18 protein-coding genes and 2 pseudogenes are annotated in these 23,410 nt (G+C 73.8%); 12 read left to right on the plus strand and 8 right to left on the minus strand.

Translation table 11 applies throughout. The annotated features are described in order from the left end of the window. Nucleotides 1-96 precede the first annotated feature (96 nt). From K4B79_RS29420 to K4B79_RS29440, 5 genes and pseudogenes are all read left to right on the plus strand, one after another. Nucleotides 97-714: a DoxX family membrane protein gene (locus K4B79_RS29420; protein WP_232030050.1), complete on the plus strand. Its 618-nt coding sequence runs from the start codon at nt 97-99 to the stop codon at nt 712-714. Nucleotides 715-1,041: 327 nt separating this feature from the next. Then, nucleotides 1,042-2,439: pseudogene (locus tag K4B79_RS29425) on the plus strand (bifunctional polysaccharide deacetylase/glycosyltransferase family 2 protein); the annotation flags it as partial. 198 nt (nt 2,440-2,637) lie between these two features. Next, nucleotides 2,638-3,690 (plus strand): annotated as a pseudogene (locus K4B79_RS29430) (acyltransferase family protein); the annotation flags it as partial. Nucleotides 3,691-3,814: 124 nt separating this feature from the next. After that, nucleotides 3,815-4,846 carry a Gmad2 immunoglobulin-like domain-containing protein gene (locus tag K4B79_RS29435; protein WP_232030052.1) on the plus strand — a complete coding sequence of 344 codons (1,032 nt, stop codon included), beginning with the start codon at nt 3,815-3,817 and terminating at the stop codon, nt 4,844-4,846. Nucleotides 4,847-5,323: 477 nt separating this feature from the next. Further along, nucleotides 5,324-5,536 carry a hypothetical protein gene (locus K4B79_RS29440; RefSeq protein WP_232030054.1) on the plus strand — a complete coding sequence of 71 codons (213 nt, stop codon included), beginning with the start codon at nt 5,324-5,326 and terminating at the stop codon, nt 5,534-5,536. A 74-nt stretch (nt 5,537-5,610) separates the two neighbouring features. On the opposite strand, the gene K4B79_RS29445 is transcribed toward K4B79_RS29440, so the two are convergent. From K4B79_RS29445 to K4B79_RS29455, 3 genes are all read right to left on the minus strand, one after another. Beyond that, on the minus strand, nt 5,611-6,117 hold the full coding sequence (locus tag K4B79_RS29445) for a universal stress protein (protein ID WP_232030056.1): 507 nt from the start codon (nt 6,115-6,117) through the stop codon (nt 5,611-5,613). A 131-nt stretch (nt 6,118-6,248) separates the two neighbouring features. Further along, nucleotides 6,249-6,470: a hypothetical protein gene (locus K4B79_RS29450; RefSeq protein WP_232030058.1), complete on the minus strand. Its 222-nt coding sequence runs from the start codon at nt 6,468-6,470 to the stop codon at nt 6,249-6,251. 68 nt (nt 6,471-6,538) lie between these two features. Continuing rightward, nucleotides 6,539-7,255, minus strand: a complete 717-nt coding sequence (locus K4B79_RS29455; protein ID WP_232030060.1) for a CBS domain-containing protein — start codon at nt 7,253-7,255, stop codon at nt 6,539-6,541. A 265-nt stretch (nt 7,256-7,520) separates the two neighbouring features. On the opposite strand from K4B79_RS29455, the gene K4B79_RS29460 reads away from it, so the two are divergent. The 5 genes from K4B79_RS29460 to K4B79_RS29480 all read left to right on the plus strand — a co-directional run bounded on the left by K4B79_RS29460 (nt 7,521) and on the right by K4B79_RS29480 (nt 13,006). Continuing rightward, nucleotides 7,521-8,396, plus strand: coding sequence for a universal stress protein (locus K4B79_RS29460; protein ID WP_232030062.1), 876 nt, complete (start codon nt 7,521-7,523; stop codon nt 8,394-8,396). Between the two features lie 2 nt (nt 8,397-8,398). Continuing rightward, complete coding sequence (locus K4B79_RS29465; protein WP_232030064.1) at nt 8,399-9,151, plus strand: HAD family hydrolase; 753 nt, start codon at nt 8,399-8,401, stop codon at nt 9,149-9,151. An 11-nt stretch (nt 9,152-9,162) separates the two neighbouring features. After that, nucleotides 9,163-11,532: a glycoside hydrolase family 65 protein gene (locus K4B79_RS29470; protein WP_232030065.1), complete on the plus strand. Its 2,370-nt coding sequence runs from the start codon at nt 9,163-9,165 to the stop codon at nt 11,530-11,532. 180 nt (nt 11,533-11,712) lie between these two features. Continuing rightward, nucleotides 11,713-11,979, plus strand: a complete 267-nt coding sequence (locus tag K4B79_RS29475; protein ID WP_374208523.1) for an SHOCT domain-containing protein — start codon at nt 11,713-11,715, stop codon at nt 11,977-11,979. Between the two features lie 37 nt (nt 11,980-12,016). Further along, nucleotides 12,017-13,006, plus strand: coding sequence for an Acg family FMN-binding oxidoreductase (locus tag K4B79_RS29480; protein ID WP_232030067.1), 990 nt, complete (start codon nt 12,017-12,019; stop codon nt 13,004-13,006). Between the two features lie 22 nt (nt 13,007-13,028). Here K4B79_RS29480 and K4B79_RS29485 read toward each other — a convergent pair whose 3' ends face one another. From K4B79_RS29485 to K4B79_RS29505, 5 genes are read right to left on the minus strand one after another with little or no spacing between them, the layout of a single operon-like run. Then, nucleotides 13,029-14,204 carry an ABC transporter permease gene (locus tag K4B79_RS29485; protein ID WP_232030068.1) on the minus strand — a complete coding sequence of 392 codons (1,176 nt, stop codon included), beginning with the start codon at nt 14,202-14,204 and terminating at the stop codon, nt 13,029-13,031. Beyond that, nucleotides 14,201-15,370, minus strand: a complete 1,170-nt coding sequence (locus K4B79_RS29490; RefSeq protein ID WP_232030069.1) for an ABC transporter permease — start codon at nt 15,368-15,370, stop codon at nt 14,201-14,203. Before K4B79_RS29490 ends, K4B79_RS29485 begins: the two co-directional genes overlap by 4 nt. A gap of 6 nt (nt 15,371-15,376) precedes the next feature. Further along, nucleotides 15,377-16,342, minus strand: a complete 966-nt coding sequence (locus K4B79_RS29495; protein WP_232030071.1) for an ABC transporter ATP-binding protein — start codon at nt 16,340-16,342, stop codon at nt 15,377-15,379. Between the two features lie 9 nt (nt 16,343-16,351). Beyond that, a complete protein-coding gene (locus tag K4B79_RS29500) occupies nt 16,352-18,673 on the minus strand; it encodes a heavy metal translocating P-type ATPase (protein WP_232030073.1) in 2,322 nt (773 codons plus the stop codon). A gap of 25 nt (nt 18,674-18,698) precedes the next feature. Next, nucleotides 18,699-19,580 carry a universal stress protein gene (locus K4B79_RS29505; RefSeq protein ID WP_232030075.1) on the minus strand — a complete coding sequence of 294 codons (882 nt, stop codon included), beginning with the start codon at nt 19,578-19,580 and terminating at the stop codon, nt 18,699-18,701. Between the two features lie 274 nt (nt 19,581-19,854). On the opposite strand from K4B79_RS29505, the gene K4B79_RS29510 reads away from it, so the two are divergent. Continuing rightward, entirely contained in the window at nt 19,855-20,649 is a 795-nt protein-coding gene (locus tag K4B79_RS29510; RefSeq protein WP_232030076.1) for a universal stress protein, read from the plus strand. After that, complete coding sequence (locus K4B79_RS29515; protein WP_232030078.1) at nt 20,637-23,324, plus strand: cation-translocating P-type ATPase; 2,688 nt, start codon at nt 20,637-20,639, stop codon at nt 23,322-23,324. The genes K4B79_RS29510 and K4B79_RS29515 overlap by 13 nt, the downstream gene beginning before the upstream one ends. Nucleotides 23,325-23,410 lie beyond the last annotated feature (86 nt).

A 23,410-nucleotide genomic window follows, 5' to 3' on the forward strand; every position in this document is an offset into this window, starting at 1 on the left:
GCAGCCCCTCCGGTCCGAGCGGCGGAGGCGAGACATTGAAGGCGCACCGAGGGCCACAGCACCTCGGCAGACACTCACTTGGAAGGGATGAGCATCATGGCAGTCCATGACCACCCGCACCGGCACCTGGGATTCCGGTTCCCGTCCCTGCACCGGACCGGGAAGGCACCGGCGGCAACCGATGCCGCGGCGGTCACCGCGACGAGCGCGTACGTCTTCGCCGGGCTCCGCCTGCTGACGGGCTTCGTCTTCCTGTGGGCGTTCCTCGACAAGACCTTCGGCTTCGGCTACGCCACCCAGGACGGCAAGGGCTGGATCGACGGCGGTTCGCCCACCAAGGGCTTCCTCAGCGGTGTGGCCGTCGGACCGATGGAGTCCACGTTCCACGACTGGGCCGGAGCCGCCTGGGCGGACTGGCTGTTCATGCTCGGTCTGCTCGGCATCGGTCTCGCGCTCGTCGGCGGGATCCTGCTGCGGCTCGCCGCCGTGGCCGGCACCGCGATGATGGCGCTGATGTGGATCGCCGAGTGGCCGCCCGCCCGGCACCTCTCCGACGGGTCGCTGAGCATGTCGACCAACCCCTTCGCCGACTACCACCTCGTCTACGCCGTCGTCCTGATCGCCCTGGCGGCCGCGGGCGCCGGTGCCACCTGGGGGCTGGGCAGGGCCTGGGCACGGCTGCCGTTCGTCAGCCGTAACCGCTGGCTCCTGTGACCGCTCCGGGTTCCTCCGAGACCGGCCGGGGCGCCACCGCCGACCAGCGGTGGCGCCCCGGCCGTGCCCGCGTCCTCGGCCGCATCGCCGGACGAGGACGGCGTCGAACCGTCACCGACTCCGTCCGGAGCCGACCCGGCGGCGCAGGTTCTGGAACTGGCGGGTCTGCATGACGAAGTGCGCGGGCTCACCCAGCAGCAGATCGAGCGGCCGGGTCACCGCGTGCGGACGGCCTCGACCGCGCGTCCGCACCACCAGGCGGGTCCGGCCGCCGGAGGCCGGCCGCAGATGGAAGCTCCAGGTGCCGTCGAGGCGCGCCCGCGGCAACGGGCCCGACCCCGGGTAGCACTGGACCGGATCGTCCCCGAGCTCAGGAGCCGCGGGTACCGCTTCGCCACGGTCACCGGCGCCATGGGCGCGGACAGCGCCCAGCACGAGGTGCACGGCACCCAGTTGTGGAGCGGGCGGGTCTTCGTCGCGGCGGTCACGGTCGCCGACCGGCTCGTGCCCGTCCTGGCCGTGTCGCTGGCGGTGGTCGGCGCGCTGGTCCTGGCCCGCCTGTCCCTGATGCCGCTGTTCGCCCGGCGTCACGCGCGCGTGCGCGGCAGCCCGGACTTCTCCTGGGGCCGCGAGGTCACCGAACCGGTCAGCGTCGTGATCCCCGCCTACAACGAGCGCGCGTGCATCGCCCAGACAGTGCTGTCCGTGGCGCGCAGCACGCACCCGGTCGAGATCGTCGTGGTCGACGACGGCTCCACCGACGGCACCGCCGGCATCGTGCGGTCCCTGGGCCTGCCCGGAGTGAGGGTCGTCGAACAGGTCAACCGGGGCAAGGCCGCCGCACTCAACACCGGAGTGGCGTACGCCTCCCACGAGCTGATCGTGATGATGGACGGCGACACCATCTTCGAACCCACCACCGTCCACCGGCTCGTACAGCCCTTCGCCCGTCCCCGGGTGGGGGCGGTGGCGGGCAACACCAAGGTCGCCGACCGACGCCGTCTGCTCGGCACCTGGCAGCACCTCGAGTACGTGATGGGCCTCAACCTCGACCGGCGCATGTACGACCTGCTGCGCTGCATTCCCACGGTGCCGGGCGCCGTCGGAGCCTTCCGCCGCACCGCGCTGTGGCACACCGGTGGCATGAGCGACGACACGCTCGCCGAGGACACCGACATCACCATGGCCCTGCACCGGGCCGGCTGGGACGTGGTGTACGAGGAGGGGGCACGCGGCTGGACCGAGGCGCCCGCGACCGTCGCCCAGCTGTGGTGGCAGCGTTACCGGTGGAGCTACGGCACGCTCCAGGCGATGTGGAAGCACCGTCACGCGGTCGTCGAGCGCGGACACGCGGGGCACTTCGGCCGTTACGGCCTGGCGCTGGTGGCGCTCTTCACCGTTCTCACCCCCTTGCTGGCCCCTCTGATCGACCTGTTCCTGCTGTACGGCCTGCTCTTCCAGGACCCGGTGCGCACGCTGCTGGCGTGGGGCGGCCTGCTCGCCGTGCACATGCTGTGCGCGGCCTACGCGTTGCGCCTGGACGGCGAGAAGCTGCGCGTGCTCTGGGCGCTGCCGTTGCAGCAGATCGCCTACCGGCAGCTCCTGTACCTGGTTCTGCTGCAGTCCTGCGTGACCGCGGTGACCGGGGCCCGGCTGCGCTGGCACAAGCTGAGGCGCATCGGCCGCCTGAGCGTGCCCCCGGCATCGCGGCCGCCGACCCTGTCCGTGCGGTCGGCCCTGCCTGCCCAGCCCGCCCCGCTGCCTGTGTCCGAGCAGCGCACCGTGACCGCCCCGCGCCCCTTGCCCGTGCCACGGCCCTCGCCCCCGCTCCGGCCCGTACCCGGGCCCGTACCGCGGCGCCCCCTGCCCGCGCCCCCTGCGCAGCCACCCCCGAAGAAGGGGCCCCGGGACCTCTACCTGGACCTGCTGCGGGCTCTGGCCCTCGTCCGCGTGGTCGCCTATCACGCCTTCAACTGGGCCTGGCTCACCCTGGCCTTCCCCGCCATGGGCGTGATGTTCACCCTGGCCGGATCGTTGATGGCGCGCTCGCTGGACCGACGCGACCGAAGTGCCGCAGCGGTGCTCCGGGCCCGGATGCGCCGTCTGCTGCCGCCGCTGTGGGCGTTCGCCGTGTGCGTGGTCGGCGTGATGTTCTGGCAGGGCTGGACCCCGGACGAGGAGGGCGGCAGCGGCGGGTGGGCCGAACTTGTGTGGTGGATCGTGCCGTTGGACACACCGCCCGGCGCCGACAGCGAGTGGGCGCGGCAGGTCGTCGCCCCGCTCTGGTACATCCGCGCCTATCTGCTGCTCGTGCTGCTCTCGCCCCTGCTGCTGCGTCTCTTCCGCCGCCGCCCGTGGGCCTGTGTGACCGGCTTCCTCCTCCTCGCGGCCGTGGTCCAGACCGGCCTGGTGCCGCTGCCGGCCCGGGTCGAGGCGCCGGTGACGGACCTGGTGGTCTTCGGTGCCTGCTGGCTGCTGGGCTTCGCCCACCGCGACGGACTCGTGGGCCGGCTGCCCGCACGGCGCGTGCTGGCGCTGACCGGGCTCACCATGGCGGCCGGCGGCTGGTTCGCGTTCACGCACCCCACCGACGAGGGCTACGACCTGGGCGAGATCCCGTTCGCCCAGGCACTGTGGTCGTTCGGCTTCGTCCTGCTGCTGATGCGCTTCCGCCCGCGCGGTGACCGGTGGGTACGGCGCTTCAGGCCCGTGCACGCGTCGGTGGTGCTGCTCAACGCCCGGGCGGTCACGGTCTACCTGTGGCACGAGGTGGCGCTGGTCCTCGGCGTCGTGCTGATCGACCGGGCCTGGCGGGTGGACGTACTGGAGAGGTTCCTCCCGCTGGGAGCGGACTGGTTCCTGTTCCTGCTGGCGTGGCCCCTGATCGGCGCGGCCGTGCTGCTGATCGACTGGGTCGAGGACGTGGCGGCCAGGCGCGGGCCCCGCCTCTGGCCGCGACCGGCCCCCGGCACCTGATCCGCCGTCAACCAGTGGCCGACCGGACCGGAAACGGCGCCGGACGGCCCAGCGGCCGGGTCCCGTACGGCACTTGGGGCGGCCGCGCCCCAGGTGTTGCCTGGAAGGGTCGGAGGAGGCTGCCATGCGTACCAAGATCTCCAGCAGGCGCACGTCCCACCGGACTCGCCGGACTCACCGGTCCCGTCGGCCGATCGTTCTGGCCGCGGCCGTCCTGCTGATGTCCACCGCGGCGACCGCGTGCGGAAGCGACACGGGCTCCGGAGGCACGTCGCCCGGTGAGGCCCGGCCGAGCACGGCGACCGGCGGGGACTCCTCCGGTGGAACCACCGGAGGCACCACCACGCCCGGCCAGGGCGGATCCACCTCACCCGGAACTCCCGGGACGGCACCGCGCACCCCCACGCAGCCGGCAGCGCCGCCGACCGGCGCCGGCGAACCGCGTCCGGTGCGCGCGTCGGTGTACTTCCTGCACGGGGAGAAGATCTCGGCCGCCCCGCGTACCGTCACCCCGCCCGCGACCGCTGCCGCCGCCCTGCGCGCTCTGCTGGCCGGCCCCAACCGGTACGAGCGCGGCCATGGACGCGCCACGGCCATTCCGTCCGGCACGACACTCCACTCGATCGTGGTCCGCCACCGCGTGGCGACGATCGACCTGTCCGGGCGCTACGACGACGGCGGCGGGAGCCTGTCGATGCAGTCGAGGCTCGCCCAGGTCGTCTTCACGGCGACCCGCTTCCCGTCCATCGAGAAGGTCCGCTTCGAGCTGGACGGCAAGCCGGTGACCTCCTTCGGCGGCGAGGGGATCGTCCTCGACCACCCGGTGGGCCGCGCCGACTTCGAGGACCTGGCACCCCTCGTCCTCGTCGAGTCGCCGCTGATCGGCGACACCGTCCGGACGCCGGTCCGGATCTGGGGGAGCGCCAACACCTTCGAGGCGACGTTCAAACTGAGGATCACCGACGCCGCCGGACGGACCGCGGCCGACGTCCACGTCACCGCCACCTCCGGCAGCGGCACCCGCGGCACGTTCGACGTGACGGTCCCCTTCCGGACCGCCCGCGCGGGAGCCGGCACGCTCACCGCGTACTGGAACTCCCTGGAGGACGGCCACATGGTCGTCGAGGACACCGTGCCCCTGACGGTCGGACGCTGACCGCGGGGCGGTTCGTGCGGGGCGGAAGCCCGGCGCGGGGGCGTGCCCGCGGAGCACATCACGCGGGCACGTGGCCGACGACCCAGGTACGGCCCCGACCTGCTGGGCAGGCCGCCCCCTCGGCGCGAGCGTCGTTCCGTTCGGGAGACGGGGGAACCCCTCACGGATGCCCTGTCCGACGCTCTCGCCCGATTCAATGATCACTCCGCGAGGCCGTGCCCGGCAGAGGCGATCGGACCTGTCCGGAGGCCGGTGGGGCCCTTGCGAAGAGCTGAGGACCCAGCCCGTCGGCAGGGACACTGCGCGGGCGGGCCCGAGGCAATGAGGCCATCGGCCCCGTATCTCGGGCCGAAGCGGGTTCGGACCGAGGGCCGTTCCGCGCCTGGGCTCGGGCCCAGCCGGCTCATGTGCCGTCAGCGACAAGGGAGTTGGCTGGAGGTGTAAGGGAACGACGTCTGTTCGAGAGGGGAGAGGACCGTGGGTACGAGCCTCACACCGGAGTTCTGGGATCGATTCGTCGTGCTGCTGGTCGTGGCGGCGGCCATGACCGTCGTCCTCGCCGCGCTGCTCGACACACTGGCGGTACGGATCGCAAGGCGCCGCGGGCACAGGCCGTCGGCACCGCCGCCCACCGCACGGCTGCCGCACCGGCCTGCCGGCACGGACCACCGAACGGTCGCAAGCCGCTGAGAATCCGGTCGGCCGCGTGTCAGGGCCCGTCAGCCGAAGCGGACGGGCCCTGACACGCGGCCGACCGGCGTCGGCTACGCGACGTCCTTCCCGACGGCAGCGGTGTCCTCGACGGCCCGCAGGGGTGCCGTGGTCCGGTCGTGGGCGGGCACGGTGACCACCGGGACGGTCGCGTGCCGCAGGCACTCGCGGCCCACCGGGCCGACGGCGGGCAGTTCGCCCTGGCCGTGCCGCCTGAGCCCCAGGGCCAGCAGCAGGGCGCTGTGGGCCTGCTGGAGCAGGACACGCGCGGGTGGCCCTTCCACCAGGACGGCACGCACCGCGGGGTCGACCCGGGGGCCGAAGGTCTCGCGCACCGTGGCGGCGAGCAGCTCCGCGGCCCGCTCACGCTGTGCCGCCGGTGTGGGGCGGGCCGCGACCGGGGCGTAGGGGGCCGCCGGGGCCGCTTCCCAGGCGTGCACGGCGACGACCTGCGTGCCGAGGGAGTGCGCCTGGTCCGTGGCCCAGCGCAGTGCGGCGCGGGACGCTTCGGAACCGTCGATGCCCACCACGATGCCGTTGACGTCGTCGCACCCGGTCATGGCCGCCTCCCCGGAGTCGTTCCTGGGTTTCCACGATGCTTCGGACGGGCGAAGTGCGGCGTGGGCCGTCCGGCACCGTCTGCGTGCCGAACGGCCCCTGGCCGCCTGGTCGTTCCGGCGGTCGGACAAGGTCAGCTGCGGTAGCGGCGATGGTCGTCCCCCTCACCGATGTAGTGCTTCTCGATGACCACCTCGTTCTCGCCGGGCCGCCGGACCATCCCGGGAGTGGCCATGAAGACGATGAGGCCGAGGACGCCGGCGGCCATCAGCAGGAAGCCGACGATGAACGAGCTGTAGCCGAACACCATGCAGGCGCCCAGTACGGCCGCACCCAACAGCAGGAGAGGAATCATGACTGCCTCCATTCGTCCCTACGCGCACCCCGTCGGCCGGACGGCCCGCCGACGGGGTCTGAACCGGATCACAGCCCGCGCAGCCAGTCCTCGGCCGTGCCGTGCAGGGCTCGCTCGGCCGGCTGGAGCCGTGTGTCGTCGGTCCGGTACGACAGCCGGTCGACCACGCCGACGACCCCGTCCACCCGGCCCGTGGTGCGCAGCGCGATGACCTTCTCGCTGCGCCGTTCCATCCGCCCCGTGAGGGTGACCACGCCGTCCCGCACATCGACCGCGATGTTCTGCGGAGTCAGCCACAGGGTGTTGACGAGGACCTCCTGCTTCACGGCGGCACGGATCTCCTCGTCGGTGCGCAGGAAGATCCTCAGCAGATCGCGGCGGGTGACGATGCCGACGAGCCGGTCCTCCTCGTCCACCACCGGCAGCCGCTCGACACGGTGTGCGGCCATGAGCCGGGCGGCCTCGGGAACGGTCGCGTCGACCCGCACCGTCACGGCCGGGGCCGACATCAACCCGCCCGCGGTGCGGGCACGGCTTTTGACAGCCGCCCCGCGCACGCCGTGGCGGAGACGGCCGGCCCAGGCACGGGCGCCTGTGCGCCGCGCCTGCCGGAGGATCAGGTCCGTCTCCGAGATCACCCCGAGGACCTTGTCGTCCTCGTCGACGACGGGCAGTCCACTGATCCGGTGCTCGCCCAGAAGCCGGGCGACTTGTTTGAACGAAGCGTCACGGCCGACGGTGACGACCTCCCCGACCATCAGAGAGCCGATCCGCGTGGCTTTCATGGCGTGCCCTCCTTCACTGACCTCACCTTCAGCGTCCGGCCGGCGCGTGCACCGGCCCAGGGGCTGAGCGGGCCGGGCAGCGGGCCGAGTGGCCCTCGCTCGGGGACCGGACGCGGCCCCCGCCCGAGCGGCGTTCCCGGCATGGGGCCGAACGGCCCCGGGATGGGCCGAACCGCATCTGGAAGAGCTCGGACACCGGTGGGAGGTTGACGGTGGAGCCCCCGTGCCGCACACCCGTGCGGTTCGACGAAAGGTGGTGGGGACGATGGAGCTGCCCCTGGTTGTGGGTGTCGACGGATCGGAGTCGAGCCTGGTCGCGCTCGACTGGGCCGTGGACGAAGCGGCCCGGCACGGCCTGCCGCTGCGGTTGGTGTACGCGTCCTTGTGGGAGCGCTACGAGGACGTCGTCCCCTCCGTCGGCCGGGAGCGTCCGTCCGAACAGGTCCTGGCGGACAACGTGGTGGGGACCGCCGTGGAGCGTGCCCGACGGCGCGATTCCGAGGTGAAGGTGTCCGCCGAGGTGGTTCCCGAGGAGGCGGCGGACGCGCTCCTGCGGGAGGCGCACAACGCCTCCGCCGTGGTGACCGGGTCGCGTGGACGCGGCGAGGTGAAGGGGCTGCTGCTCGGCTCGGTCGGCCTGACTGTGGCGGCCCGGGCGCACTGCCCGGTGGTCGTGGTCCGGGGCGACAAGGCCGGTGTCGAGGGAACACATGAACGCGTCGTCCTCGGCGCGGGTGAGCCCGCGTCCGGCGGCGAGGCCGTGCGGTTCGCCTTCCAGGAGGCCGCGGCCCGCGGCGCAGTCCTCGACGTCGTACGGACTTGGCGCTGTCCCGCGCACGAGAGTGCCGACCATCCCCAGCTGGCGGAGGATCCCGCCCACCGTCACGAGGAGCGGGCGAGTGCCCTGCTGGACGCTCTGCTGCACGACGCGGCGGCCGACCACCCCGAAGTCCGGGTGCGCCGCAGCACGGTGGAGGGCCAGGCCCGCCGGGTGCTGCTGAACCGCTCCGCCGCCGCGGACCTGGTGGTCATCGGAGCGCGGCGCCGGTCCGGCCACTTCGGTCTCCAACTGGGCCGGGTGGGCCACACCCTGCTGCACCATGCCGACTGCCCGGTGGCGATCGTGCCGCAGCGGGTGTGACCATGACCCGCGACGCGATCACCCTCCCGGAGACACCGGCGCCCCTGCTGCGGGCCGTGCGGGCCGTCGTGTTCGACACGGACGGGGTGATCACCGACTCGGCCCGCGTGCACGCCGCCGCGTGGAAGGCCGCGTTCGACGCCTACCTGAGGGAGCACCCGCCCGAGGATCCCGCGCTGCGCGGCCCGTTCGACGCCCGGGACGACTATCTGCGGTACGTGGACGGCAGGTCCCGCCTCGACGGCGCCGCGGCCTTCCTGGCCGCACGGGGCGTCGAGCCCACGGCGGCCACGGTGCAGGCCGTGGCCGCCGAGAAGGAGCGGCTGTTCACCGACCGGCTGCGCCGACAGGGCGTCGAGGCGTATCCGGGCACCGTGCGCCTGGTGCGCGCGCTGCGCCGGGCCGGCACGCCCCGCGCCGCGGTCTCCGCGTCCCGGCACGCAGGAGAGCTGCTCACCGGAGCGGGCGTGCTGGACCTCTTCGACGTGCTCGTGGACGGCGGTGAGGCGGCCCGGCTCGGGCTGCCCGGCAAACCCCGTCCGGACCTCTTCCTGGAGGCGGCCCGCAGACTCGGCGTCCCCGCCTCCCACGCCGCCGTCGTCGAGGACGCCCTGGCGGGAGTGGAGGCGGGCCGTCTCGGCGGCTTCGGCCTCGTCGTCGGCGTGGATCGCACCGCGGACGGGGACTCGGGGCCCAGACTGCTCCGGCACGGCGCCGACGTCGTCGTACGGGATCTGCGAGAACTGCTGACGTGAGGAGTGCCGACGTGACGGACTGGACCTGGGAGTACGAGGGCTATGCACCCGCCGACGAGCGTCTGCGGGAGTCCCTGTGCACGCTGGGCAACGGACGTTTCGCCACCCGGGGGGCGCTCCCGGAGTGCGCGGCGGACGAGATCCACTACCCGGGGACCTACGTCGCCGGCTGCTACAACCGCCTCACCTCCGACGTGTCCGGCCGGCAGGTCGAGAACGAGGACATGGTCAACGTGCCCAACTGGCTGCCCCTGCGCTTCCGCCTGCCCGGCGGGCAGTGGCTGACGCCCGACAGCACCCCGGTGCTCGACCACCGCATGGACCTGCACCTGGCCTCGGGGCTGCTGGAACGCAGGACACGCTACGGCCTGGGGGAGGGACGGGAGCTGACAGTGCGGCAGCAGCGCCTGGTGCACATGGGGGATCCCCATCTGGCCGCCCTGCGCACCGAGTTCACCGCGGAGGGCTTCACCGGGGTGCTGGAGGTGGAGTCGGCGCTCGACGGCGGCGTCACCAACGGCGGCGTGGCCCGCTACCGCGACCTCGACGGCCGGCACCTGACCCATGTGCACACCGGCACCGCCGCCCCGGACACGGTGTGGCTGCGCTGTCGCACCCGTACCTCGGACATCAGGATCGGCATGGCGGCCCGGCTCACCGCCCCAGCGGCCGTCACGGACCGGCACGAGGAACCGCGTGCCGTCCAGCACGTCCGCCTGGACCTGCCGCGGGGCCGCACCGTGACCGTCGACAAGACGATCGCCCTGCACACCTCGCGCGACCCGGCCATCAGCGATCCGCTGTACGCGGCCGTCGACCGGGTCGGGCGGGCACCGGGCTTCGACGACCTGCTCGAATCGCACCTGACGGCCTGGGACCAGCTGTGGCGCCGCGCCGACCTCGACGTGCCCGGGGAACCGGGCCGCATCCTGCGCCTGCACCTCTTCCACGTTCTGCAGACCCTGTCCCCCCACACCGCCGACCTCGACGTCGGGGTCCCGGCGCGCGGACTGCACGGCGAGGCGTACCGCGGCCATGTCTTCTGGGACGAGCTGTTCGTCCTGCCCTACCTCAACCTGCACTTCCCCGAGGTCTCCCGCGCCCTGCTGCGCTACCGCCACCGCCGCCTGGAACAGGCCCGCACCGCCGCCCGGGAAGCGGGCCGCCGGGGCGCGATGTACCCCTGGCAGAGCGGCAGCGACGGGCGCGAGGAGACCCAGCAACTGCACCTCAACCCCCGCTCGGGGCGCTGGCTGCCGGACCACTCCCGGCTCCAGCACCACGTCGGCTCGGCCATCGCCTACAACGTGTGGCAGTACTGCCAGGCCAGCGGTGACACGGAGTTCCTGCACACCAAGGGCGCCGAGATGCTGTTGCAGATCGCGCGCTTCTGGGCCGACTCCGCCGTCTACGACACCGGCCTCGGGCGTCATCGCATCAAGGGCGTGGTCGGCCCCGACGAGTACCACGAGGCCTACCCCGACGCGGAACGTCCCGGCCTCGACGACAACACCTACACCAACGTCACGGCCGCCTGGGTGCTCGCCCGCACCCTGGAACTGCTGGAGAACCTCCCCGAACCGCGCCGCCGCGAACTCGTCGAGCGCACCGGCCTGGACGGGGGAGAACTGGAGCAGTGGGAGGACGTCTCACGCACCCTGCACGTGCCCTTCCACGCCGGTGTCATCAGCCAGTTCCAGGGGTACGGCGATCTCGCCGAACTCGACTGGGACGGCTACCGGAAGCGGTACGGGGACATCCGGCGCCTGGACCGGATCCTGGAGGCGGAGGGCGACACCGTCAACCGCTACCAGGCCTCCAAGCAGGCCGACGTCCTGATGCTCGGCTATCTCTTCTCGCCGGGCGAACTCCAGGGTCTCTTCCGGCGGCTCGGGCTGCGCCTGGACGAGGACACCTGGCACCGCACCGTCGACCACTACCTGGCCCGCACCAGCCACGGCTCCACCCTCAGCGGCCTGGTCCACGGCTGGGTGCTGGCCCGGGCCCGGCGCGCCGAGGCGTGGAAGTTCTGCCAGGAGGCACTCCAGGGCGACATCGCCGACGTACAGGGCGGCACCACCGGCGAGGGCATCCACCTCGGCGCCATGGCCGGCACCCTCGATCTCGTCCAGCGCGGCCTGACGGGCCTGGAGACCCGCGAGGGCGCGCTCTGGCTCGACCCGGTCCCGCTGCCGGAGCTGTCGTCCTACGGCTTCGCCCTTCGCTACCAGGGGCACTGGGGCGTACGACTGCGTCTGGAACGCCAACAGCTGGAGATCGCCGTACCGTCGTCCGACCGCTCGCCCATCGACGTGCAACTGCCCGACCGCGCGGTCTGCCTGCAGCCGGGGGAGACCGGGCGGCTGGTGCTCGCCGACTGAGGAACGCCCGGCGCGGAAAAGCGGCACCGATCAGGCTCGCTCATGGGACGCGTGATGGCCGCACCCTTGGGCCGGACGGCCCTGGGGACGGACCTGCCGGCCCATTCCGGCGTGTGGGCAACGGCGGGAGGCTGGCCGTAGGACAGCCCTGCCGACCACGGGCGAGAGGGAGTGACCGCCGTGTACGGGAACCGCCACGACATGACCGGCTGGGACTGGATCGGGTACGCCACCGGCACGGTTCTGTTCTGGGCCCTGCTCATCACCCTCGGCGTCCTGCTGTACCGCGCCCTGACCCGCGTACCGCAGCCGCCGCCCTCCGACGCCGTGCCTCCGTCGGAGGAACTGCTCGCCGAGCGCTTCGCCCGCGGCGAGATCGACGAGGAGGAGTACCGGCGCCGCCTGACCGTCCTGCGGTCCGACGGTCCCCGCCTCACCAAACACTGACCGCGCCCGCCCCGCTCCCCGAGGGGAGGTGCGCCGCATGAAGGCGCAACCGCTCGACGTCAGGACCGTCACGGCACTGGTGACCGCCGCGACGGCCGCTCCCTCGCTCCACAACACGCAGCCGTGGCACTTCCGCTGGCACTCGGACGGCCGCGTCCTCGAACTCCGTGCCGACCTGGACCGCAGCCTGCCGCGCACCGACCCCGACCACCGTGCCCTCCATCTCGGCTGCGGAGCGGCCCTGTTCAACCTGCGCGTCGCCGCGGCGCACAGCGGTCTGCACGCCCCCGCACTGCTGCTGCCCGACCCTTCCGACCCGTACCTGCTGGCCACGGTGCGGCTGGCCGACACCGGCCCGCCAGACCGCGATCTGGCCCGGCTGCGTCCGGCGCTCGATCGGCGCCACACCAGCCGCCACCCCTTCGAGGACCGGCCGGTTCCGGCCGACGTCCAGGAAGCTCTGAGGGACGCCGCCGCCCGGGAGGGCGCCCAGCTCCTCTTCCCCGGCGCATGGCATATGGAGGCCCTGCTCGACCAAGTCCGTGACGCCGAGGGACGCGACGCGCTGGACCCCGCGCGCTCGGAGGACCTGCGGCAGTGGACCCGCATGGGGGCGGAGGCCTCCGACGACGCCGTCGACGGGGTCCCGGAGCACGCCTTCGGCCCGCGCCTGCGCTCGGGCCGGGCGCCCGTCCGGGACTTCGCCGGCCGACGACACCTCCCCGGCCGGCCGGCGGCCGCCTTCGAGACCACCCCCAACCTGGCGCTCCTGGGTACCGGTCACGACCGCCCCGCCGACTGGCTGCGGGCCGGGCAGGCGCTGGAGCGGGTCCTGCTGCTGGCCACCCTGAACGGGCTGGCCACGGCGCTCAGTTCACACGCCCTGGAACAGCGCGACCTGCGCGAACTGGCCCGGGATCCCGGGTCCGGCATGGGATTCGTGCACATGGTGCTGCGCCTCGGCTACGGCCCTCCCGGCACCGCGTCGCCCCGCCGCCCCGTGCGCGAGGTGCTCGACCTGCTCTGAGGCGTGCGGACCGGTCGGCGGGTCATGCGCCGGGGTGGGTGGTCAGCCGGTGCCGCAGGGCCAGCGAGGCGCCGGCCAGGAGCACCGCGGCGAAGCCCGCCAGGATGCCCAGCTCCGGCACGATCGCCGTGAGATCGCCCTCCCGCGACAGCAGGGTCGTCCACGCGTCCACGGCCCAGGCGTGCGGTACGGCGTGTCCGGCGGAGCGCAGCCAGTCGGGCACGAGAGCCAGCGGCCACATGCACCCGCCGAGCATGCCGAGCCCGATCCCGACCGCCGGCCCCACGGCGTGGACCTGCTCCGGCGTCCGGAACACCGCCCCGGCCAGTATCCCGGCCCCGGTCCCGACCAGCGCCCACACGCCCACCAGGACGGCGGCGGCCGTCGGATCCCCCCAGGCGACGTCGAAGGCCAGCGCCCCGATGCCCACGATCAGCAGCGACTGCGCCAGAGCCAGCAGGAGATGGGCGACCGCCTCGCCCACCACGAGCGTGCGGGCGGCGACAGGCGCCGCGAGTGCCCGCGCGTACACCCCGGTCCGCCGTGTCTCCACGATGGCCGCACCGCCCGCCAGGGCGTTGATGAACACGAACAGCACCAGCATGGTCGGCGTGCTGTAGCTGTAGCCCAGAGGCAGGAAGTCGCTCTGACCGTTGACGGTCTCGGTACGTACGGCGATCGGGGACGCCGTCCGTTCGGCACCGCGGGCCAGCGCGAGATTGTCGTCGAAGTCACCGCCGACCTGCGCACCGGCGAAGCCGGCGGCCTGTACCCGTGCCGCGTGCTCGGCCACCACCGCCGACACCGAGGACACCGCCCCGTGTCCGGCGCTGCCGGAGGGCTCCACCAGCACCCGTACGGTGACGGGGCGTCCCGCCCGCAGGTCGGCGTCGAGGCCGGACGGCAGCACCACCACCGCGTCGAGCTCCGCGCGGCGCAGCGCGGTGTGCGCGTCCTCGGCGGTGGTGAAGGTGGTGGTCCGCAGTCCGGGCGCGGCCCTCAGCTCCGACGCCAGCTCCTGTGCCACCGGGCCCGTTCGGGCACCTGGGACCAGCCCCACCCGGAACCGGTCGAAGCCGCTGACGGTGACTCCGATGACGACGATGATGGCGACCGGGAGCAGCACCATGAAGAACAGCGCCGTACGGTCCCGCAGCACCCGCGTGAGGGAGGCCCGGGTCACGGCGAACGCGGTCATGTCGTCCTCCTCAGCCGAAGGAGCAGTACGGTCACCACGGCCACCGCCGCCGAGAACGCGGCGATGCCCAGCAGCGGGGCCCCGACCGCGTCCCAGCCGCGCACCCCGGTACCGAGGTCGGTGAAGCCGCGCAGGGCCCACCCGTTGGGTGTGAACAGCGCGAGCCGGCGGATCAGGGGCGTCGTGCCGGAGGCGAAGACGAAGTTGCCGCCGAGCAGGACGAGCGCGAAGACCAGGATCTGCGCGAGCCCCTGCGCCTGCTGCTCGGTCCGCACCAGCGCGATGACCAGCGCGGTCAGGCACACCACGCACACGGCCATCGCCACACTGAGGGCCGCCACACCGACCGGGTCGGCCCAGCGGGCGTCGAAGGCGAGCCACGACACGAGCGTCACGGTGACGAGGCCGGCCAGGCTGTAGACGAACGTCGACACCGACTTGCCCAGCAGCAGCGCACCCCGTCCGACGGGCGCCGCGGCGATCCGGTCGAGGGTGCCCTGCCGCTGTTCGATGAAGTAGCCGCGGGCTCCGAAACCGACCGTGAACAGCACGAAGAACATGCCCATGCTCGGCCCGAAGTAGCTGATCACCTTCAGCGGGTCGTCGGGCAGCCCCTGGGCCCTGACCTGTTCCGGCAGGCGCAACAGGGCCGCCTCGGCCGCGAGCCGGGGAACGTCGGCCCGCTCCGCGCCGGCGGCCACGGCCGTGGCGACCGACAGCCGGTCGGCGTTGACCTGGGCGACGTAGGACTCGGTGACCGCTCGGGCGAGTTGGGCCTGAAGGCCGTAGTCGACGCTGTCGAGGACCTTCACGGGAGCCGCGCCGCCGCCGTGCAGCGCCTCGGTGAACCCGGCGGGCACGACGACGGCGACGTGCACGTCACCCGCGTCCACCGCCCGCCGGGCGGCACTCTCGGCGTCGTAGGAGCGCACGTGGACCGTGCCCCGCAGTTCCGGGCTGCGCAGTACCTGGCCGAGCCCGGTGGCGGCCGGGCCCCGGTCCAGGTCCACGACGCCGACGTTCGCGCGGAAGTCCTCGTTGTTGTTGAACGCCAGGGCCATCAGCGCGGAGATGAGGACCGGCGCCAGGAACACGATCACCCAGGCCGACCGGTCGCGCAGACGCTGGCGCAGATCCTTGGCCGCGATGGCGAGTACGACACGCACGACGGCTCACTCCCTCAGCGCGGTGCCGGTCAGGTGGAGGAAGACCGCCTCCAGATCGGGTTCGTCGATCTCCACGCTGCGGATGTCGACGTCCTGCTCATGGGCGAGATCCAGCAGGTCCGGCAGCAGGCTGCGGGCGTCCTTGACGACCAGCTCGACCACCTCGCCGTGGTCGCCGGTCCGGCCCGCGCCCTCGACGCGGGGCAGGAGTCGGCAGGCTTCGGCGTACGCCGCCAGGTCGCCGACGGCGGCCAGCCGGACCCGGTCGCGCTCGGCCACCAGCGCCACCAGCTCGCGCGGACTGCCCTCGGCGACGAGACGGCCGCGGTCGATGATGCCGACCCGGTCGCACACGCGCTCGGCCTCCTCCATGTAGTGGGTGGTGTAGAGGACGGCCATGCCCTCCTCGCCGAACCGGGTGACGCTCTCCAGGATCGCGTGCCGGCTCTGCGGATCCACACCCACCGTCGGCTCGTCCAGCACCAGCAGGGTCGGCGAGTGCACCAGCCCCGCGCCGATGTTGAGGCGCCGGCGCATGCCGCCCGACAGCGAGTCGACCCGGTCGCCCGCGCGGGCGGTCAGGTCGACGAGGTCCAGCACCTCGTCCACGCGGCGCTCCAGCCGTCGCCGCGGCAGCCGGTACAGGCGTCCGAAGAACCGGAGGTTCTCGCGGACGCTGAGATCGGGGTAGAGGGCGACGTCCTGCGGGACGAAGCCGATGAGCCGCTTGGCCGGTCCGGCCGAGACGCCCATGGGTGCCCCGGCCACGTGCACGGTCCCGGCGTCGGGGCGCAGCAGCCCGCAGACCATGCGGATGGTGGTCGTCTTGCCCGCGCCGTTCGGCCCGAGCAGGCCGTAGGTCTCGCCGGGCGCGATGCTCAGGCTCACGTCGTCCACGGCGGCGCGGTCGCCGAAGTGCCGGACGAGGTGGGCGCAGTCGAGGACGGGTGGCTTTCGTGGTGGATCGTTCATGAGGTCACCTCAGGGCGCGAGGGAGAAGTAGTTCTCTTCTTCTTGCGTGAAGTGCAGGCGCAGCACGGTGTGCAGGCCGTAGAGGCAGGCACGCAGGTCGTCGAGTTGTTCCGGGGCCGGGCGGCCGTCGGGTCCGGCCGGCGCGAGGTGAACGGCGATGCGCCCGGCGAGCCGTTCGATCTCGGCGTGGGCGCGACTCATCGTGGCGGTCGACTCCGGGCCGCCGAGCGTCGGGGCGAGCGCGGGATACAGCTGGTGCTCCTCGGCGTACTCGTGCGGCAGGAGCCGCTCGGTGAGCAGCCGGTGCACCTCGGCCACCGGCGCCAGGGACTCCGGTCCGGCGGCGTCCGAGAGGCTGTCGGCGGCATCGCGGACGGCGTCCAGGACGTCCCGCAGGTCGTCGTGCTCCGCCGCGAACCGGTGGATGAGGGCTTCCGCGGCCGGCGACAGCGCGGGCCGGCCGTCCCGGGGGTCGCGCAGCACGCGCAGCGCGTTCAGGATCACCGCGACGTCGATCCCCTCCTGCAGCAGGGCACCGGCGGCCGGCGGGAGCAGACCGAACGCGGCCGCCGCCATCGCGGCCAGCGACAGCGCCATGCCGCCCAGCGCGCTCTGCACGGCGATGCGGCGCGCCCGTACGGCGATGGTGACGGCGTCGGCCAGGCGGTCCACGCGGTCGGTCGTCAGGACGACGTCGGCGGCCTCGGAGGACGCCGTGGCACCCCGGGCGCCCATCGCCACGCCGATGTCCGCGGCCGCGAGGGCGGGCGCGTCGTTGACACCGTCGCCGACCATCACGGTGACCGCGCGCTCGCGCTCGGCGCGCACCGCGGCGACCTTGTCGGCCGGAGTGAGACCGGCACACACGTCGTCCAGGCCGAGAACGGCCGCGACCTCGCGCGCGGGTTCACGGCGGTCACCGGTGAGCATCACGAGCCGGTCGATCCCCGCCGCGCGCAGCCGGCGCAGGGTGCGCGGGGCATCGGCACGCGGCGGATCGCGCAGGAGGACGGCGCCGACGGGCGCACCGTCCAGGGTGAGCCAGGCGACGGACGCTCCGTCGAGCAGCGCCCGGTTGTCCGCCGAGCGCGCCCAGGCCGGCTGGTCGATACCGTCGGCGAGGCGGCCGACGGCCATCCGGCGCCCGGCGATCGTGCCGGCGGCGCCGTGGCCCGGCTCCTCGTGCATGTCGGTGGGCGTGGACAGGCGCAGTCCGCGCCGACGGGCGGCCTCCACCAGGGACTGTGCCAGGACGTGCGGGGAGTACTGGTCGAGGGAGGCCGCCAGCCGCAGCACCTGGACGGGCTGCCAGCCGGGCGCGGCGGCGACGTCCAGGACGCGCGGGCGACCGACGGTGAGCGTTCCGGTCTTGTCCAGCAGCAGGGTCCGCGCCCGGCCGAGGTTTTCCAGCGCGCCCCCGTCACGGATCACCACGCCGAGCCGGGCGGCCCGCGACAGACCGGAGACGACGGCGACCGGCGCCGCCAGCAGCAGGGGGCAGGGTGTGGCGACCACCAGGACCGCCACCGCCCGCACCGCGGAGCCGCTGATCAGCCAGGCCGTCCCCGCGGCCAGCAGCGACAGCGGCAGGAACCAGGCCGCGTAGCGGTCGGCCAGCCGCACCACGGGAGCCGACTCGGCGCCGGCCTCCCGGGCCAGCCGCACCATCCCGGCGTACGTGCTGTCCCGCTCGCTCGCGGTGGCGCGCAGTTCGAAGGCACCGCCCGCGTTGACCCCACCGCTGCGCACCGACTCGCCCTGCACACGCCGCACCTCAAGGGACTCGCCGGTCAGCGCGGACTCGTCCAGCACGGCCACCGTCCCGGCCACCCGGCCGTCCACGGGCACCACTTCACCGGGTCCGACGACCAGCAGGTCACCGACCGCGACCTCGGCCGACGGCACGGTGCGCGCCCCGTCCGCGGTGAGTAGCCGGGCGGTGTGCGGCGCGCGTTCCAGCAGGGCCCGCAGATCGTGGAAGGCGCGTCGCCGCGCCGCGGTCTCCAGGGTGCGGCCGGTGGCGAGCATCAGCGCGATGAGCACTCCCGCCAGGTACTCGCGCACGGCCAGCGTGCCGGCGAGCGCCAGGACGGCGATCAGGTCCACGCCCGCATGGCCGCGGCGCAGGGCGGCCAGTACCCAGCCGACGGCCGGGACGACGGCGGCGGCCGTGCCGAGCCCCCAGAGCAGCTCGGCCGGTGCGGGGGCGCCGACGAGCCGGCAGACGCCGCCTGCGGCGAGCGCGGCCGCCGTGACGACGAGCAGGCCCGTTTCCGGGCTCGGCGGCCAGAACAGCGCCGCGCGTCGCTTTCCCGCGGACAGGCGGTCCATGTCGGTCCTCACCGGGGCCCGCGGCTCAGTCGTGCGGGACGATCGCGACGGGGCACGGCACGTGGTGCAGAGCGGCGTGCGCGACCGGGCCGAGCTTCCAGGCCAGCGGGGACGGATGCCGCTTGCGGCCCAGTACGGTCAGGGCACTGGGCGCGGAGGCCCTCAGCAGCACCTGGGCCGCCGGCCCCCTGGCCACGTGGTACACGACGTCGACAGCGGGGAACTTCTCCCGCCACGGTGCCAGGGCCGCCGCGAGACGTGCCTGCTCGTCCACCTCGTAGCCCCCGTCGGCCTGCGCGGTGTGCGGATGGGTCACCAGGGACGACAGCGGCAGTGCCCGGACCGCGCGCACCCGCGCTCCCCGCGACTCGGCGGTGGTGAAGGCGAACTCCAGCAGCGGGTCGGTGGCCGGTCCGGCCTCGGGCACACCCACGACGATCTCGTGCCGGTCGCCCTCCGTCGGGCGTCCCCAGCCGGTTTCCACGGCGGGATCACCGGCCCGCACCGTCACCGCGGGGCACCGGGTCAGGCCCAGGACGTGCAGGCTGATGGAACCGAGCAGGAAGCTCGCCACGGAGCCCTGGCCGCGGGAGCCGAGGACCAGCAGGGAGGCGGTGTCACTGAGGTCCACCAGGACCTTCGAGGCCGGGTCCGAGACCAGCTCCGTGGTCAGCGCCAGGTCCTCGTAACGGTGCAGCAGTTCGCTCTCCATGCGCTGCAGCACCTGTCCGCCGTAGCGCTGCTTGCTGAGGGCTTCCTGCGCGATGGGCACGTTGAGCGGCTGGGTGGTCCAGGAGTGCAGGAGCACGAGGGGCAGGCGGCGGCCCATGGCCTCGCGGGCCGCCCACCACGCGGCCGTCACGCTCGCGGGGGAGCCGTCGAGTCCGACGACGACAGGTCCGGTCATGGCGCACCTCCGGTATCGGCGCGACGGACGGGCGCCGCGCGCTTGCGTCCCACCTCCAGGCTGGTCGGCCCGCGGCCACCGGGGGAGGGCCGGACGGTGCGCTCTTGGGCCCGTATGGCCCACTGCGGCGCAGAGCCGGCGGGCGGAGGCTGGGGCGGTGCGAAGAGGGTTGGGCCGCCCGGTCCACGGGCCGTACCCGGTCCCGGCCGACATGTGCCGCCGTGGGGACGGAGACGTCCCGAGGCGGCTGGAGACGTGAAGGGGGAGGGCTGCCATGAGTGGTCCGGTGGTGGTGGGAATCGACGGCTCGGCGTCGAGCCCGGCCGTGGTGGAGGCCGCGGCGCGGGCGGCCGAACGGCTGGGGACGGGCCTGCGGCTGGCGCACGCCCTCACCTGGTCCTCGGCACAGCTCCCGCCCGGCGTGCCGCCGTGGGACCCGGACGGCGGCGCGGCGCGCGTGCGGGTGACCGGGCCGCTGGCCGAGGCTGAGCGACGGGCCCGGCGGACCGCCCCGGGGGTGGACGTGACACGGGAGGTACTGATCGGTGAGCCGGTGACCGTGCTGGAGTCTGAGGCGCGGACGGCCGTGCTCACCGTGGTGGGCGGTCACCGGGTGACCGGCCTCGCCGCCCGGCTGCGCGGATCCGTCGCCGGACAGCTGGCCGCCCGAGGCCGCTGCCCGGTGCTCGTGGTGCGGGGCAGGCCCGCGCCGACCGGTCCCGTGGTGCTGGCCGACGACACGTCACCGGCCGCCGCCGGGTTCGCCTTCGCCGAGGCCGCGCGACGCGGCACCGACCTGGTCGTGCTGCACCCGCGCACCACGACCGCACGGTCCTGGACCGCACTGCGCGAGCGGTACCCCGACGTCCTGGTGCACGGCCGGCGCGTACGGGCCCGGACCGGGCGGGCTCTCGTCGCGGCGAGTTCCGGGGCCCAGCTCGTGGTGATCGAGGCCCGCCATCGGATCGCGGACGCCCTGCCGGGCGCGGCGGCCCGGACCCTCGTGGACCACGCGCACTGCCCCGTCGCCGTGATCCCGGCAGAAGGGGCGGGATCGTGGACGCGCTGACAACGACCGGAAGGGACGGGGCCGCCGCACGGGCGGTATCCCGAGACCCCCACCGGCTGACCCCCGAGCACCTGGCATCCGGCCTCGGTGTCGATCCGGGCGTGGGGCTGAGCGGGCGGGAGGCCGCCGAACGGGCCGTCGCCCACGGCCCGAACCGGCTGGCCGAACCGGCCAGGCGACCGGAGTGGCTGAAGTTCCTGGACCAGTTCCGCAACTGGCTGATCGGCATCCTGATCGCGGCGGCCGTGGTGGCCGGGGCGATCGGTGACGTCAAGGACGCTCTGGTGATCACCGTCGTCCTCCAGATCAACGCGGTCCTCGGCTACCTCCAGGAGCGGCGGGCCGAGCGCAGCCTGGAGGCGCTGCGCCGGATGCTGGTGCCGACCGCACGGGTCCGCCGCGACGGCGTGGAGCAGATCGTGCAGGCGGACACCCTCGTGCCGGGGGACGTGGTCGTGCTGGAGGCGGGTGACCGGGTTCCGGCCGACGGGCGGCTGGCCGTCGCGGAGTCGGTGGAGGTCGCCGAGGCGGCCCTGACCGGCGAGTCGCAGCCGGTGGCCAAGAGCACCGACGCGACGGGCGAGGTGCCGCTGGCCGAGCGCACCTGCATGCTGTTCATGAACACCGCGCTGACCCGCGGCCGCGCCGAGATGATCGTCACGGCCACCGGGATGCGCACCGAACTCGGCTCGATCGCCGAGGCCTTGCGCACCGGTGCCGAACCGGCCAGCCCGCTCCAGGTCCAGCTGGACAGCCTGGGCCGACGGCTCGCCCTGCTCAGCGGCGTCGCGGTCGCCGCGTACGCGCTCGTGGCCCTCTTCCGTGGCGAAGGGCTCGCGGACATCGCGCTGCGCGCCGTGGCGCTGGCCGTGGCAGCGATCCCCGAGGGCCTGCCGGCCGTCCTGGCACTGACCCTGGCGCTCGGGGTGTACCGCATGGCCCGGCGCGGGGCCATCGTCAAACGGCTCGCCTCGGCGGAGTCGCTCGGCTCGGCCACGGTCGTGTGCAGCGACAAGACCGGCACCCTGACCCTCAACGAGATGACCGTACGGGCCCTGTGGACCGCCGGTACTCTCCACGAGGTCACCGGCGAGGGCTACGGCACGAAGGGCACCGTCCGCGGCGCCGAGGACACACTCGTGTCCGCCCTGCTGCCGTTCGCCCTCTGCAACGACGCACACCTGACGGACGACGGTTTCGTCGGCGACCCGACCGAGGCGGCGCTGGTCGTCCTCGCCGCGAAGGCCGGCCTGGACGCGGACGGACTGCGGGCCGAACTGCCCCGCCTCGGGGAAGTGCCCTTCGACGCGGCCACCAAGTACATGGCCACCTTCCACGCCGAACCCGACGGCCGTACCCGCGTCCACGTCAAGGGTGCCGTGGACGTGCTGGTGGGGCTGTGCTCCGAGGTGGCGACCGAGGACGGAGCGAGCGCTCTGGACGACCGGCGTCGAGCCGAGGTCCTCGATGTGACCCGGCGCCTGGGCGGGGCGGGACTGCGGGTCCTGGGCGCCGCCACCACCGTGCTGGACGGCCCGCCCGACCCGGCCGGACTGTCCGGACTGACCCTCGTGTCCATCGCCGGCATCGCCGACCCGCCGCGTCCCCAGGCCCGTGAGGCGATCGCGCTGTGCCGCACCGCCGGGGTCGCCGTCAAGATGATCACCGGGGACCACGCGGACACCGCCGCCGCGATCGCGCGCGAGCTGGACATCACCGGTGAGGTGGTGACCGGCGCGGAACTGGACCGGATGGCGCCGGAGGAACTGCGCGAACGCATCGACGGCATCGGCGTGTTCGCCCGCGTCGCGCCCGAGCACAAGGTGGCCCTCGTGCGGGCGCTGTCCGACCGGGGCCACATCGTCGCCATGACCGGCGACGGCGTCAACGACGCCGCCGCGCTGCGGGCGGCGCACATCGGGGTCGCCATGGGGGTCACGGGCACGGACGTGGCCAAGGAAGCCGCCGACATGGTCCTGACCGACGACGACTTCTCCACCATCGTGCGGGCCGTCCGGGAAGGACGTGCCATCTACGCGAACATCGTCAAGTTCGTCCGCTTCCAGCTGGCCACCAACATCGGCGCCATCCTGACCCTGCTGGGCGCATCGCTGGCCGGACTGCCCGCGCCGCTGACGGCGGCCCAGCTGCTGTGGATCAACATCATCATGGACGGGCCGCCCGCGATGGCGCTGGCGGTCGACCCCGCCGACGACGACGTGATGCGCCGCCGGCCGCGCGACGCCGGCGAGCGGATCCTCGACGCCCGCCGCCTGCTCGGCATCGGCAGGGCGGGCGCGGTGATGGCCCTGGGCACCGTGGGCCTGCTCGCCCTCGCCCGGGAGTGGACCGACGCCGACACCGCGCTGACCATGGCGTTCACCACGTTCGTGCTGTTCCAGCTGTTCAACTCGCTCGTCGCCCGCGCCGACGACGGTCCCCTGCTCGGCCGCCACCAGCTGCGCAACCGCACCCTGTGGCTGTGCCTGGCCGGAGTCCTGCTCGTCCAGCTCGGCGCCGTCCAACTGCCCTGGGCACAGGCGGTGTTCGGCACGCAGTCGCTCGACCTGGCCCAGTGGGCCCTGTGCCTGGGCACGGCGAGCACGGTGCTGCTGGTCGAACTGCTCCTCCGCGGCACCAGGGCGGTGCTGCGCAGGTCCGGAGAGCCGGCCTGAGGCGAGGCCTTGAGGCGGGGTCCCGCGTCGGCGTCCGGACAACGGCCGTGCGCCGAGACAGGTCCGATCGGCCCTGCCGAGCAGGG

Origin of the sequence: Streptomyces lincolnensis, from assembly GCF_021173675.1 — a bacterium.
Lineage (GTDB): Bacteria > Actinomycetota > Actinomycetes > Streptomycetales > Streptomycetaceae > Streptomyces > Streptomyces lincolnensis_B.